Origin of the sequence: Glycomyces dulcitolivorans, from assembly GCF_003265355.1 — a bacterium.
Classification (GTDB): Bacteria; Actinomycetota; Actinomycetes; order Mycobacteriales; family Micromonosporaceae; genus Glycomyces; species Glycomyces dulcitolivorans.
Window position 1 is genome coordinate 1 of the sequence record NZ_QFRW01000061.1, and the last position, 12,985, is coordinate 12,985.

Annotated in this window: 10 protein-coding genes; 3 read left to right on the forward strand and 7 right to left on the reverse strand. The window is 72.1% G+C overall.

Annotated features, from left to right (window positions below; translation table 11 throughout):
- Window positions 1-41: 41 nt before the first annotated feature.
- The 5 genes from DI269_RS04570 to DI269_RS04590 all read right to left on the reverse strand — a co-directional run bounded on the left by DI269_RS04570 (window position 42) and on the right by DI269_RS04590 (window position 5,388).
- Window positions 42-959 (reverse strand): carbohydrate ABC transporter permease, encoded by a 918-nt coding sequence (locus tag DI269_RS04570; protein ID WP_112133944.1) that lies wholly within the window; start codon window positions 957-959, stop codon window positions 42-44.
- On the reverse strand, window positions 956-1,903 hold the full coding sequence (locus DI269_RS04575) for a carbohydrate ABC transporter permease (protein ID WP_112133945.1): 948 nt from the start codon (window positions 1,901-1,903) through the stop codon (window positions 956-958). The genes DI269_RS04570 and DI269_RS04575 overlap by 4 nt, the downstream gene beginning before the upstream one ends.
- Window positions 1,900-3,252, reverse strand: coding sequence for an ABC transporter substrate-binding protein (locus DI269_RS04580; RefSeq protein WP_112133946.1), 1,353 nt, complete (start codon window positions 3,250-3,252; stop codon window positions 1,900-1,902). Before DI269_RS04580 ends, DI269_RS04575 begins: the two co-directional genes overlap by 4 nt.
- Complete coding sequence (locus DI269_RS04585; RefSeq protein WP_198667144.1) at window positions 3,249-4,331, reverse strand: LacI family DNA-binding transcriptional regulator; 1,083 nt, start codon at window positions 4,329-4,331, stop codon at window positions 3,249-3,251. The genes DI269_RS04580 and DI269_RS04585 overlap by 4 nt, the downstream gene beginning before the upstream one ends.
- Window positions 4,332-4,500: 169 nt before the next feature.
- Window positions 4,501-5,388 carry an NAD-dependent epimerase/dehydratase family protein gene (locus DI269_RS04590; protein WP_198667145.1) on the reverse strand — a complete coding sequence of 296 codons (888 nt, stop codon included), beginning with the start codon at window positions 5,386-5,388 and terminating at the stop codon, window positions 4,501-4,503.
- 122 nt (window positions 5,389-5,510) lie between these two features.
- Here DI269_RS04590 and DI269_RS04595 point away from each other — a divergent pair, with 122 nt between their 5' ends.
- On the forward strand, window positions 5,511-6,458 hold the full coding sequence (locus DI269_RS04595; protein ID WP_112133948.1) for a GlxA family transcriptional regulator: 948 nt from the start codon (window positions 5,511-5,513) through the stop codon (window positions 6,456-6,458).
- Here the strand turns inward: DI269_RS04595 and DI269_RS04600 are convergent.
- Window positions 6,425-8,353 carry a GTP-binding protein gene (locus DI269_RS04600; RefSeq protein ID WP_112133949.1) on the reverse strand — a complete coding sequence of 643 codons (1,929 nt, stop codon included), beginning with the start codon at window positions 8,351-8,353 and terminating at the stop codon, window positions 6,425-6,427. The genes DI269_RS04595 and DI269_RS04600 overlap by 34 nt on opposite strands.
- A gap of 172 nt (window positions 8,354-8,525) precedes the next feature.
- Between DI269_RS04600 and DI269_RS04605 the strand changes: the two genes are divergently transcribed.
- Complete coding sequence (locus tag DI269_RS04605) at window positions 8,526-9,722, forward strand: serpin family protein (protein ID WP_112133950.1); 1,197 nt, start codon at window positions 8,526-8,528, stop codon at window positions 9,720-9,722.
- Window positions 9,719-10,909 carry a serpin family protein gene (locus DI269_RS04610; RefSeq protein ID WP_112133951.1) on the forward strand — a complete coding sequence of 397 codons (1,191 nt, stop codon included), beginning with the start codon at window positions 9,719-9,721 and terminating at the stop codon, window positions 10,907-10,909. The genes DI269_RS04605 and DI269_RS04610 overlap by 4 nt, the downstream gene beginning before the upstream one ends.
- 387 nt (window positions 10,910-11,296) lie before the next feature.
- Here DI269_RS04610 and DI269_RS04615 read toward each other — a convergent pair.
- Window positions 11,297-12,985 (reverse strand): ABC transporter ATP-binding protein (locus DI269_RS04615; protein WP_157974761.1); only part of this gene is annotated, 1,689 nt, incomplete at its 5' end.

Sequence of the window (12,985 nt, forward strand, 5' to 3'; positions counted from 1 at the left end):
GTCCGGGCGCCGTCCTTGCACGGCGCCCGGACCGGCCGCTCTCACTGCTTGACGCTGCCGGAGACCAGGCCGGTCGTCCAATACCGTTGCAGGAAGAGGAAGGCGATGATCAGCGGGAAGATCGAGATGAGCGACCCGGTGACCACCAGCGGTATGTAGTCGCCGCTGGCCCCGCCCGAGCTGGCCGCCTGGCCCTGCCAGTTGGCGAGGCCCACGGTGACCGGGTACAGGTCGGGGTCGTTGAGCATGATGAGCGGCAGGAAGTAGTTGTTCCAGGTCTGCACCAGCATGAACAGCATGATGGTGGCGATGGCGGGCGTCAGGAGCCTGCCGGTGACCTGGAAGAAGATCCTGAAGTCGCCCGCGCCGTCGATGCGGCCGGATTCGATGAGGCTGTCGGGGACGGCGCTGTCGGCGTAGATCCGCATGAAGTACAGGCCGAACGGGTGGCTCGCCATGGACGGCAGGATGATCGCCCACGGCGTGTCCGTCAGGCCCGCCTGGCTGAACAGCAGGTACGTCGGGATCGCGAGCGCGGTCGAGGGCACGGCCATGGCGCCGAGGACGCCCATGAACATGGCCTGGTTGCCCTTGAACTTGTACTTGGCGAACCCGTACCCGCCGAGGGCGGCGAGGAACGTGCCGCCGAGCGCGGAGGCGACCGCGTACAGCAGCGAGTTCCCGAGCCAGTGCCCGAACGCGCCGTCGTCGGCCTGGAACGTGTTCGCGATGTTGGTGAAGAGGTTGTTCTCCCCGGCGAACCAGAGTCCGAAGGTGGAGAACAGGTCTCCGGTCGTCTTCGTGGAGGCGACGACGAGCCAGAACAGCGGCAGCAGGAAGTAGGCGGCGGCCGCGAGCATCCCGATGGTGAGGATGGTGCTGCGCTTGGGCCGGGGCCTGCGCGGCTTCGCGGCGGTCGGCGCCTCGGTCTCCTGCGGTGAAGTGACGTGGGCGCTCATGACCGGCTCCTGCGGTTGGTGGCGAGCATGAAGAGGTACGAGCCGGCCATGATGACGAAGCCGAGCACGAAGGAGACGGCGGCGGCGTAGTTGTACTCCTGGCCGACGAACGCGAGGTTGTACGCGTAGAGGTTGGGCGTGTAGTCGGCGACGATGACGTTCGGCGCCAGGGTGCGCATGATGCTGGGTTCGTTGAACAGCTGGAAGCTGCCGATGACCGAGAAGACCATGCACAGGACGATCGCGGGCCGCAGCAGCGGGATCTTGATCGACCAGGCGGTGCGCCAGGGTCCGGCGCCGTCTACAGAGGCGGCCTCGTACAGCTCGGTCGGGACGGCCCGCAGCGCCGCGTACAGCAGGATCATGTTGTAGCCGGTGAACTCCCACGTCACGATGTTCGCGATCGACCCGAGCATGAGGTCGGCGCCGAGGAAGTCCGGCGCGGCTGCGCCGATCTTGTCGGCGAGCTGCGCGAGGGGCCCGAAGTCGGGCCCGTACAGGAAGCCCCACATGAGGGCGGCGACGACGCTCGGCACCGCGTAGGGCATGAAGATCGCCAGCCGCACGGTCCGCGACAGCCGCAGCAGCGCCGAGTCCAGTGCGAGGGCGAAGAACAGGGCCAGGATCATCATGACCGGGACCTGGATGAGGAAGAACAGGGCGACCCGGCCGAGCCCGGCGATGAGCTGCGGGTCGGTGAAGGCCCGCGTGTAGTTGTCGATGCCGACGAAGACGTTCCCGCCGATCATCTGCTCGCGGAAGAGGCTGAACCACGCGGCGTAGGCCAAGGGCACCAGGAACATCGCCGTGAAGGCGATCATGAACGGCGCGACGAACAGGTACCCGGTCTTGGCGTACCGCGGGCCCTTGCCGCCCTTGCGGCCCTTGGCGGTGCGGCTGATCCCGGGCGCGACCGGCGCTTCGGATGCGGTGTCGGCGCTCATGATCCCTCCTCCACGGTGAAGCCCTGGAACTCGGCGTACTCGGCGATGCGGTCCTGCCAGTCGCTCAGGGCCGCAACGGCGTCGGAACCCTCGGCGATGGCGGTGCCCACGGTCGCGCCGTAGTCGGCCCGGACCTGGTCGTTGAACGGCGGCCACTGGAAGTCCGGCGAGACGGTCTCGCTGATCTGCGCGAACACCTCGTTGACCTTCTGGCCGCCGTAGAACTCCAGCTCCATGCCGGTGAACTCCGGGTCCTCCAGGAGCGCCTTGGTCGGCGGGAACAGGAACTGCTCGGTCGCCATCGCCTTGGTGCACTCGGGGTCGGTGTTGATGAACTGCGCGAAGACCGCGGCCTGGATCGGGTGCTCGGTGATGTTGAAGACCCCGTTGGTCGACCCGCCCCAGTTCCCGGCGACCTGGTCGCCCGACTCCCACTGCGGCAGCGGCGCGGCCCGCCACTTCCCGCTGGTGGACGCCGCGGTCGACTGGAGGAACACCGGCCCCCACGCGGCGGTGAGCCACGTGGCGTACTTGCCGCGGTTCGCCGCCTGGTACCACTGGTCGGAGAAGTCCGGGTCGGTCGAGACGACGCCCTCGGCCGCGAGCCCGGCCCAGAACTCCGTGACCCGCTGCGCCGCTTCAGAAGTGACGTCCACCTTCAGGTCGGCGCCCTCGGACCCGCCGAACGGGTCGGCGCCGGCCTGCCACAGCGACCCGGCGAAGAACGCGCCCTGGCTGGGCGGGAAGTTCGTCAGGTACACCTCGGGGTCGGCCTCATGGAGCGCTCTGGCCGCGTCCGCGAACGCCTCCCACGTCGCCGGGACCTCGATCCCGTGCGCCTCGAAGATGTCGGCCCGGTACAGCATCCCCATCGGACCGGTGTCCTGCGGGATCGCCCAGACCTCGCCGCCGGGGCCGCTCACCTGCGCCCACACCCACTCCACGAACTGGTCCTCCAGTTCGCCCGCGCCGTAGGGCCGCAGGTCGAGCAGGTGGTCGGTGATCGTGAACGCGGGCACCATCTCGTACTCGATCTGCGCCACGTCGGGCGCGCCGCGCCCGGCCCGCAGCGCGGTGCGGATCTTCGCGTAGTGGCCCGCGCCCTGCGCCGCGTTCGTGACGTCCACTTTGACGTCCGGGTAGGCCTCCTCGAAGAGGGCGACCTGCTTCTCGATCCCGGGCACCCAGGTCCAGAAGTTCAGTTCGGTGGGGGTGTGCATGGCCTCGTCGATCTCGGCCTGGCTGACGTGTTCGGGCGGCTGGACGGGCCGGCGTCCGCACGCGCTGAACGCGAGCGGACTCGCGAGCGCGGCGCCGAGCCCCGTCCTTCGTCTGAAGCGGGGATTCATCGTGCGTCCTTTCCTGGCTCCTCATCGAGCCGGTTCGGGGGCGGTGCGGTCGATCGGCGGACGACGAGCCGGTGTACGTCCGGGGGCGGGGCGGCCGGCTCCGGTGCGCCGGTGGGCGCGCCCGGGAGCCGCCGCAGGAGGATGCCGAGGCCGAGGATCGCGTCGGTCTCGAACTGCTGGCGGACGGTGGTCAGGGGAGGGGTGAGGTAGGCCGCGGCCGGGATGTCGTCGAAGCCGGTGACGCTGACCCGTTCGGGCACGGCGATGCCGGCCTCGGTGTAGGCCCGGATGAGCCCGATCGCCATGTCGTCGTTCGCGCAGGCCACGGCCGTCACCTCCGGGTCGTGGAGGAGCCGGCGCCCCGCCTCGTACCCGGCCGCGGGCGTCCAGTCGCCCTCGATCGGCTCCGGCGCCTCGATGCCGCGGGCCTCGTGGGCGGCCCGCCAGCCGTCGACGCGCTCGCGGGCGGCGAACCAGGAGTCCGGCCCGGCCACGTGCCAGACCCGCTCGTGCCCGAGGTCGAGCAGGTGCTCGACGGCCTCGCGGGTCGCGTCGGCGTTGAAGTCCCCGGTGAGCAGGTTCTCGGCCTGGGGGAGGCTGCGCCCGACGCTGTAGATCGGCACGGACGGGTCGACGTGCAGCTCCACGCCCTCGTCGATCGGCTCGGAGATGATGATGGCGTCCACGCCCTGGTGCAGCAGCCAGTCGACGGCGCCGCCGATCGAATCCGGTTCGCCCTCAACGGTGTTCGCGATCATGACCGAGATCCCGGCGGCGCGGGTGGCGCGCTCGATCGCCACCTGGAGCGAGGCGGGACCGTACAGCGCGGTGCCGAGGGCGACCACGCCGATGCGCCCGAAGCGGCCGGTGATGAGCGCCCGCGCGGCCGTGTTCGGCCGGAACCCCAGCTCGCGCGCGGCCCGCAGCACCTTCTCGCGCACCCCGTCCGAGACGTACCGCTCGTTGTTGACCACGCGGGAGACGGTCTTCTGCGAGACGCCGGCGAGGCGGGCCACGTCGGTCATGCCGGGCGGTCGGCGCCGCGCGGGGACCGGGTCGGGAGGAGTCACGGGGGCCATGCGGGGGCTCCAGACAGGATCTGACTACGTTGTCAGATGCAACCTACGTCACACTGCCGATCCGTGTCAAGACATCCGCGGCGAAAGCCTGAAACCACCCGAAACCCCGCCCGAACGCGGCGGACCCGCCCCGGCATGAAGCCGAGGCGGGTCCGCCGCGCGTCCGCCGCTAGGCGACGACCACGTCCAGCGGGGACGCCTTGACGCCGAACGCCTCGCGGAGGTCGCCGTCGTCGACGAGGAACGGCTGGTCGGACATGTAGCTCATCTCGCGGAACTCGTTCCACATCGGATCGGTGAACCCGAGCAGGGTCATCTCCCGCTCGGTCAGCTGCTCCAGGCGCGGCTCGGACGCGCCGCGGAGTTCGGCGAGGCGGGCCGCGACCTCGCGGACCGTGGCGGTCAGGATCGGTGCGATCCAGGCCCGGCCCCAGGCGGTCTCGCTGCGCGCCAAGGCGATCAGCGCCGCTGCGGCATCCTCGGTGTAGGTGAACGCGTGCTGCGCGTCGGGGTTGCCGTGGACGAGTGCCAGCTCGCCCCTCATGACGTGCGGCTCGACCAGGAAGCCGAAGGCCGAGTACGCGCCCGGCCCGACGAACTGGCCCGCCCGCAGCTCGGTGACGCGCAGGCGCCCCGCGTCGTGCGCGGCCTTCGCATGGAGCCACAGGTCGGCCCGCACCCTGCCCTTGCGCGTCGGCGGGTCCAGCGGGGTCCGCTCGGTCAGCGGGCCCGCGGTCCGCGCGTAGCCGTACAGGTTCCCGAGCATCACCAGGTCGGCGCCGGTCCGCTCGGCCGCGGTGAGGACCGAGTCGAACAGGACCGGCATCAGCTCCGGCCAGGTGTGGTACGGGGTCGCGACGGCGTTGACCACCGTGTCGGCGCCCTTGACGGCGTCGGCGAGCGCCTCGGTGTCGCCGGCGTCGAGCGCGATCCGCTCGACCCCTTCAGGACCGCCGCCGCTGCGGGAGACCATCCGGACCCGGTCGCCGCTCTCGGCCAGCCGCCGTGCGGCCGCGCTGGCGACGGCTCCCCGTCCGACGATCACTACATCAGCCATGATTCTCGTTCCATTCGCTTGTGCCAGTGGGAAAACGGCGGGCCCGTCCGCGGAGTCAACACTGCGCCGCGCCGGCCGGGTAGCCTAGTGGCCTGAATGCCACACTTCCCAAGGATTCGGCCATGCGCAGCATCGCGGTTCTCGCAGTCCCACCCGTCAAGCCCTTCGACCTGTCGATGCCCGCGACCATGCTCGAAGGCGCGGCCATCGAGGGCCGCCCCTGCTACGAGGTCACCGTCTGCACCCCCGAACCGGGGCCCGTCGCCGCCTCCGGCGGCATCGGCATCGTCGTCACCGCCGGCCTGGAGGCCCTCGACGCCGCCGACACGATCGTCGTGCCCTCCACCGGCCGCCGCCACGACCCGCCCGAGGAGGTCCTCGACGCCCTGCGCGCGGCGGCCGCCGCGGGGAAGCGGATCGCCTCGATCTGCTCCGGCGCGTTCGTCCTCGCCCGCGCCGGGCTCCTCGACGGTCGCCGCGCTACCACGCACTGGGCGCTCGCCGACGAGCTGCGGCGCGCCCGCCCGGCCGTCGAGGTCGACCCGAACGTGCTGTTCGTCGACGAGGGCCAGGTCCTCACCGGCGCCGGCTCCGCCGCCGGAATCGACCTGTGCCTTCACCTCATCCGCACCGACTACGGTGCGGCCGTAGCCAACTCGGTCGCCCGCGCCGCGGTCGTCACGCCCGTGCGCCAAGGCGGCCAGGCCCAGTTCGTCGACACGCCCCTGCCGCCCGGCACCGGCTCGGCCCTCGCCGAGGCCCGCGTCTGGGCCCTCGGCCGCCTCGACCGCCCGATCTCCCTCGACGACCTCGCCCGCGAGGCCCGCGTGAGCGTGCGGACCCTCGCCCGCCGCTTCACCGCCGAGACCGGCATGACCCCGTTCCAGTGGCTCCTCCAGCAGCGCCTCCACCGCGCCCGCGAACTCCTCGAAGCCACCGACTACACCGTCGACCAGGTGGCCCGGCGCAGCGGCTTCGGCTCCGCCGAATCGCTGCGCCAGCACCTGACCCGCCACATCGGACTGACCCCGAGCGCCTACCGCGCCTCGTTCACCCGCTCGCCCGCCTGACTTCCTCGCCGCGGCGGCGGCCCGTACACCGGGCGGTACTCGGCGAACTCGGTCGTGAACAGCGCCAGGCCCTCGGTCAGGCCCGGCAGTCGCCGCTCGACGCCGTGGACCTGCTCGGTCGGCATGAACCCCGAGATGTACCCGGTGGTGTCGGTCGAGAACTGGCCCTTGATGTCCGAGCGCGCCTCGCCCAGGCACTTGAGGACCGCGTTGCCCGTCCCGGCCGGGAACTCCACGTTGAAGCGGTTGACCGGCTCGCACACTGCCGTCCCCGACTCCTTGAGCATCCCGTCGAGCAGGAACATCGTGGCGTCGCGGAAGTGCGCGGCCGTGCTCGTGCGCCCGACGTACCCAGTCGCCGTCAGCCACACCCGGCAGTCGGTGACCTCCCACCCGTACAGGCCCCGGCGCATGAACTTCTGGACGCCGTCCTCGACGGCGTTGCGCAGCGCCCGCGTCAGCGAGCCGCGCTCCACCTCCAGCCCGTAGTGCAGGCCCGACCCCGGCTCGCCCGGCTCCAGGCGCAGCCCGACGGTGGCGACGTTCGGCGTCTGCTTCCACATCTCGTGCAGGGCCGAGGCGGTGCGCAGCGGCCGCTCGACGTGGATCGCGCGGGTCTCCTCGAACTCGACGCCGATGCCGAACTCCTCGTCGAGGAGCGAGGCCACGACCTCCTTCTGCACCTCGCCGTACAGGCGCACGGCCATCTCCTCGGACAGCTCGTCCAGGTGCGGGTCCACGAGCGGGTCCCGCTCGGCCAGGTTCAGCAGCGCCCGGTTGAGATCGACGCGCCGGTTCGGGTCGGCGGGGCGCACCACGGTCTCCAGCGTCGGCGGCGTGAACAGGCCCCCGCTCGCCAGGCCCTCAGGCGACCCGATCGCGTCCCCGATGCGGATGTCGCTGAGGCCCTTGACCTTCGCGATCGAACCCGGCCCGGCCTCGCCCATGACGGTCGCCGTGCCGTGGTCGAAGACCTCCACCGACGTCACCTTGCCCTCGTGGGACTCGACCGCGCCGTACTCGCCGCGGCGGTACACCGTCAGCACGTCCCGCGGCCCGATCCGGCCCGCGTTCACCCGCACGTACGCGATCTTCTGGTGGTGGTGCTCCACCTTGAACACCGTGCCGCGCGGCTCGGCCTCCGGATCCCCTTGCGGGACCGGCAGATAGCGGCGGATGCCCTCGGTCAGCGCCCCCACGCCCGCGCCGGTGACGGCCGACCCGAAGTACACCGGGTGCGCGGCCCCCGCGCGAACCTGCGCGGCCAGCTCGGCGTCGTAGTCGAGCGGCCCGGACCCCTCCAGGTAGGCCGCGAGGAACTCGTCCGACCCCGCCGAGAGCAGGTCGGCGGCCCGGTCGGCGAACTCGCGGTCGCCGAACGCGAACGGGAGCGCCTCGGCCTCGGCCGAGCCGATCGCCCGCACCGTGCCCATCGGCAGCAGCCGCGGGCTCAGCATCCGGGCCAGGTCCTCCAGCAGGTCCGCCTCGCGGGCGCCGCGCCGGTCGACCTTGTTGACGAACAGGAGCGTCGGCACGCCGAGCCGCTCCAGGGTGCGGAACAGGACCCGCGTCTGGGCCTGCACGCCCTCGACCGCGGAGACCACCAGGACCGCGCCGTCGAGCACGCGCAGCGCCCGCTCCACCTCGGCGATGAAGTCGGTGTGGCCCGGCGTGTCGATGAGATTGACGGTGGTGCCGCCCAGGCGGAACGCGACGACGGCCGACTGGATCGTGATCCCGCGGCGGCGCTCCAGCTCCATCGAGTCGGTCTGCGTGCTGCCGGAGTCGACGCTGCCGACGCGGTCGATGATGCCCGCGTCGTACAGCAGCCGCTCGGTCAGGCTGGTCTTACCGGCGTCGACGTGGGCGAGAATCCCCAGATTCAGAAATGACAAGGACAGTCCTCAGAGAAGAGTTCGGCTGGATTCGCTGGGTGAACTCTGAAGTCCGGCGCATGTCGGACCCCTCTCTGACTCGTATCGGACCTGTCCCCGGCGACGCTAGGCCCGCCCACCGGATCCCGCAACCGGTTTTCGGAAGGTGCGGCCCCGCGCTAGGCTCCGCACCATGGGCACGAGCGAGGACACCTTCCAGCGGGCACTCACCCCCGCCGACGTCGCCGCCGCCAACGGCCTCACGGCGCGCTGGCTCGCCTCCCGTTCTGAGATCCCTTCGGCCGCATCGGGACTCGGCATCTGGCCGCTCCTCGCCGTCCTCGCCACCGGCGCCGTCGACGACACCCGGGACGAACTCCTCGCCGCCGCCGGCCTCTCCTCCGACCGCGCCGCCGCGGCGCCCGCGGCCCTCCTCGCCGCGATCGAAGGCTCGCCCGCGCTCAGCGCCGCCCTCGCCGTCTGGGCCGGCAAACGCGTCACCCTCGACCCCGACTGGACCGCGGGCCTCCCGGTCGACGCCGTCGGCTCCCTCACCGGCGATCCCGCCACCGACAAGGCCGCCCTCGACGCCTGGGCCGCCCGCAGCACCCGCGGCCTCATCGACCGGATGCCCCTCGACTTCACGCAGCCCATCGACCTCGTCCTCGCCAGCGCCCTCTCGGTCACGACCACCTGGAACACCCCCTTCACCGACCACCGGCGCGCCTTCACCCACGGCCCTTGGGCCGGGCTCGGCCAGGTCAGGGGCCTCACCGCGACCCTCGGCGACGTCCTGCGCATCGGCGACGACGCCTCCGTGCTCACCGTCCCCGGCGACGGCGGCATCGACGTCCTCCTGGGCCTCGGCCGCGACGGCCTCACCCCGCACGAGGTCATAGCCAACCTCCTCGACGCCGCCGACCCCGACTGGGGCCTCCCGGCCACCGCGCTCGCCCCGGGGGAGCGGGCGGTCGGCGTCGAAGTCCAGGAGTACCTGGCCCCGCGCCCGCAGACCGGCCCCGAGACCGAGGTCCGGACCGTCCGCTTCAAACTCCGCAACGACCTCGACCTCATCGCGGACGCCCGCACCCTCGGCCTCGTGAACGCCTGCGACCCCGCCCGCGCCCGCTTCGACCGCCTTGCAGCCGAACCGGTCCACGTCTCCCAGGCGAAGCAGGCCTGCACGGCCGTCTTCTCCGCCACCGGGTTCGAGGCCGCCGCCGTCACCGCCGTCGCCATGACCCGCGCCGGCGCGCTCCCCTCCAAGCGCCGGCACCGCCACGTCCGCGCCGTGATCGACTTCGACCGACCGTTCGCCTACCTCGCCCGCCACCGCCCCACCGGCCTCGTCCTCGTCGCCGGCTGGGTCGACCGACCGGAGACCGCATGAGCCTCGCCCTTCAGGACCTCCTGACCCCCGCCGACGTCGCCGCAGCCAACGCCCTCACCCGGCGCTGGCTCGCCTCCCGCACCGAGGTCCCTTCGGCCGCATCCGGACTCGGCATCTGGCCGCTCCTCGCGATGCTCGCCACCGGCGCCGTCGCGGACACCGAGCGGGAACTCCTCGAAGCCCTCGGCCTCGACGCAGACCGCGCCGCGGCTCTCCCGCAGGCACTTCTCGACGGCGCCCGCACCTCGCCCGCGCTCCGTGTCGCCCTCGGCGTGTGGGCCGGCCCGAGCATCGTCCTCGACCCCGACTGGGCCGCGGCCCTCCCGCCCCAGACCCTCGGCTCCCTCACCGGCGACAACGCCGCCGACAAGACCGCCCTCGACGCCTGGGCCTCCGCCAACACCGGCGGCATCATCGAGGAGATGCCGGTCGACCTCGACGCCCCCGCGCCGATCGAACTCCTTCTCGCCAGCGCCCTCCTAGTCCGCACCAAATGGCGCACCCAGTTCGAGGAGAACACCTACGCGCCCTTCACGACCGGCCCCTGGGCCGGCCGCGGGACCCTCCTCACCGCCTCATACGACGAGGACGTGCTCCGCATCGGCGAGGACGCCACGGTCCTCACCGTCAGAGGCGACGGCGACATCGACGTCCTCCTGGGCCTCGGCCGCGAGGACCTCGCCCCGCACGCCGTCCTCGACGCGCTCATCGACGCCGTCGACCCCGCCTGGGGCCGCTCCGCGACCGGCCTCGCCCCGGGGGAGCAGGCGATCGGCGTCCAGGTCAGCGAGTACCAGGGCACCGCGCCCCAGACCGGCCCCGAGATCGGGGCGACCACGGTCGCCTTCGACGTGCACGAGGAACTCGACCTCACCGAGGACGCCGCCGCACTCGGCCTCGTCGCCGCCAGCGACGAGCAGCGCGCCCGCTTCGACCGCCTCGCCGCCCGCCCCCTCTACGTGAGCCAGGCCCGGCAGTCCTGCACGTCCCGCTTCAGCGCCACCGGCTTCGAGGCCGCGGCAGTCACCGCGATCGGCATGGCCCTCGCCGGGTTCATCCCGCGCTTCGAGCACCGGCACGTCCGCCACACCGTGACCTTCGACCGGCCCTTCGCCTACGTCGCGGTGCACCGCCCCACCGGGCTCGTCCTGGTTGCCGGCTGGGTTTCGGATCCCGCGCTCGCCTAGGGCCGGCCTGGGGCCGGAACCGTCCGACGGAGGCGACGCGTGATTCGGGGGAGTGAAAGCGAACGCGATCGGCTTACTGCTGCGCTGCGATCGATTCGGCGTTCGAGTGCCGACGGAGTCTCCGGCCAGAGGCTTATGTCTTAGTCTGCTTACCACCGGACTCTGCGTCTACCAACAAGAATTTCGCATCCCTGTACGCCTCTCAATTCTCCCTCGCCCCACCAGGCCCGTCATCACCCGATCGGGTAGACAATCAGGACATTTCGCCTCGACCCGCCTGTGCCCCAAGCAAACCGGCCGCCCCGCAAGCGCCACCGCCTTCGTCGCCGCCGCTCGAACCCCGACCCGAACGGCGCGAAAGTCACCGAAACCCAAGCAGACCCTCGCTCAATCCCCTTGCCACGCATGCCAGAGCCCCGAGTACACCCCGCCCGCGGCCAGCAGCTCGTCGTGCGTGCCCGCCTCGGCGATCCGGCCCCGCTCCACGACCGCGATCCGGTCGGCCGAGCGGGCGGCCTGGAGCTGGTGGGCGATCGCGATGACCGTGCGGCCCGCGAGGGCCGCGGCCAGCGCCGCCTCCACCTTGCCCGCGCTGGCGGGGTCGATCCCGGCGGTCGCCTCGTCGAGGATGACGATGTCCGGGTCGGCGATGACGACGCGCGCAAGCGCGATCTGCTGCGCTTCAGCCGTGGTGAGCTTGCGGTGCTCGTCGCCGAGCATCGTGTCCAGCCCCTCGTCGAGGGCCCACCGCGCGTCCACGCGCCGCAGCGCCTCCTCCAGCCGGTCGTCGCCGGCCTCGGGCGCGGCGAGGATCAGGTTGTCGCGCAAGGAGGCCGTGAACACGTAGTGCTCCTGGGTCACCAGGACGACATGCCGCCGCAGCTCCTCCACGCCGATGTCGTAGACGGGGACGCCGCCGAGCGTCGCGGCCCCGGTGCGCGGCCGGTCGATCCCGGCCAGCAGCCGCGCGATCGTGGACTTCCCGGCCCCCGAGGGCCCGACCACCACGAGCCGTTCGCCCTGCGCGGGATGGAGACTGAGGCCGTGGAGGACGTCGGGGCCGTCGCCGTACCCGAACGTGACCGCGTCCAGCCGCAGGTCCGAGCCCTCCGGTCGCGCCTCCCGCGTCTCGGCGGGGATCAGGTTGACGCCCTCGATGCGCGCGAGCGCGGCCGCACCCTGCTGGAACTCGCCGAGCTGGACCATGATCCCGTTGGTGGGGTTGGCGACCCGCACGGTCACGGTGATCGCGGCGATCGCGGTCCCCAGCGTCAGGCCCCCCTCGAAGTACCAGAGCCCCGCGGCGAGGGTGACGATGATCAGCTGGCCGCGGTTGATCATGAGCATGACCATGAAGAAGTTCGCCTGGAGGCCGACCACCCGCAGCAGCCGGTCCATCATGGTCTGTCCGCGCCCGTATCCGAGTTCGCGTCGCTCCGCTTGCAGCGCCAGCGCTTCGACGCTCCGCGCGCCCGCGCTCGACGCGGCGACGGTCTCGGCCGCCTCGCTCATCGCGGCCCGCTGCTTCAGGAACGCGGGCGCGGCCCGCCGCAGGTACCGGCGGGCGTTGAGCAGCGTCAGCGGGACCGTCACCAGCGCCACCAGGCCCAGCAGCGGGCTGACGACGAACGTGGCGATGTACAGCACGACCACCTCGATGACGAGGGTCGCGACCGTGGGTCCGTTGTCGCGCAGCATGTCCGCGACGACGTTGACGTCGGAGGCGGTCCGGGTGCCCAGGTCGCCGCGTCCGGCGCGCTCGACCTGCACCAGCGGCAGCGACAGGACCCGCTCGACCACCGATTCGCGCAGCCGGGCCGCGGCCCGCTCGCCGAACCGGTACCCCGAGAGCCGCCCCAGGCGCCCGAGCACGAACTGGAAGCACACGCACACGAGGATCACCCCGCACATGAGGTTCACCTGCCCGGTGTCCCAGCCCGCGCCGATGCCGTCGACGACCCGCCCCAGCAGGACCGGCACGGACACGCTGAACGCGGCCGCGAACAGGTACAGCAGCAGGACCGCCGCGGCCCGGCCCGGGTCGGCGGCCAGCAGCCGGCCCACGGCCCGGCGGAC

Bases quoted from the DNA above. Each gene is read 5' to 3' on its own strand.
- DI269_RS04570 (WP_112133944.1), bottom strand. From the start codon at position 959: ATGAGCGCCCACGTCACTTCACCGCAGGAGACCGAGGCGCCGACCGCC.
- DI269_RS04610 (WP_112133951.1), top strand. From the start codon at position 9,719: ATGAGCCTCGCCCTTCAGGACCTCCTGACCCCCGCCGACGTCGCCGCA.
- DI269_RS04605 (WP_112133950.1), top strand. From the start codon at position 8,526: ATGGGCACGAGCGAGGACACCTTCCAGCGGGCACTCACCCCCGCCGAC.
- DI269_RS04595 (WP_112133948.1), top strand. From the start codon at position 5,511: ATGCGCAGCATCGCGGTTCTCGCAGTCCCACCCGTCAAGCCCTTCGAC.
- DI269_RS04585 (WP_198667144.1), bottom strand. From the start codon at position 4,331: ATGGCCCCCGTGACTCCTCCCGACCCGGTCCCCGCGCGGCGCCGACCG.
- DI269_RS04580 (WP_112133946.1), bottom strand. From the start codon at position 3,252: ATGAATCCCCGCTTCAGACGAAGGACGGGGCTCGGCGCCGCGCTCGCG.
- DI269_RS04590 (WP_198667145.1), bottom strand. From the start codon at position 5,388: ATGGCTGATGTAGTGATCGTCGGACGGGGAGCCGTCGCCAGCGCGGCC.
- DI269_RS04575 (WP_112133945.1), bottom strand. From the start codon at position 1,903: ATGAGCGCCGACACCGCATCCGAAGCGCCGGTCGCGCCCGGGATCAGC.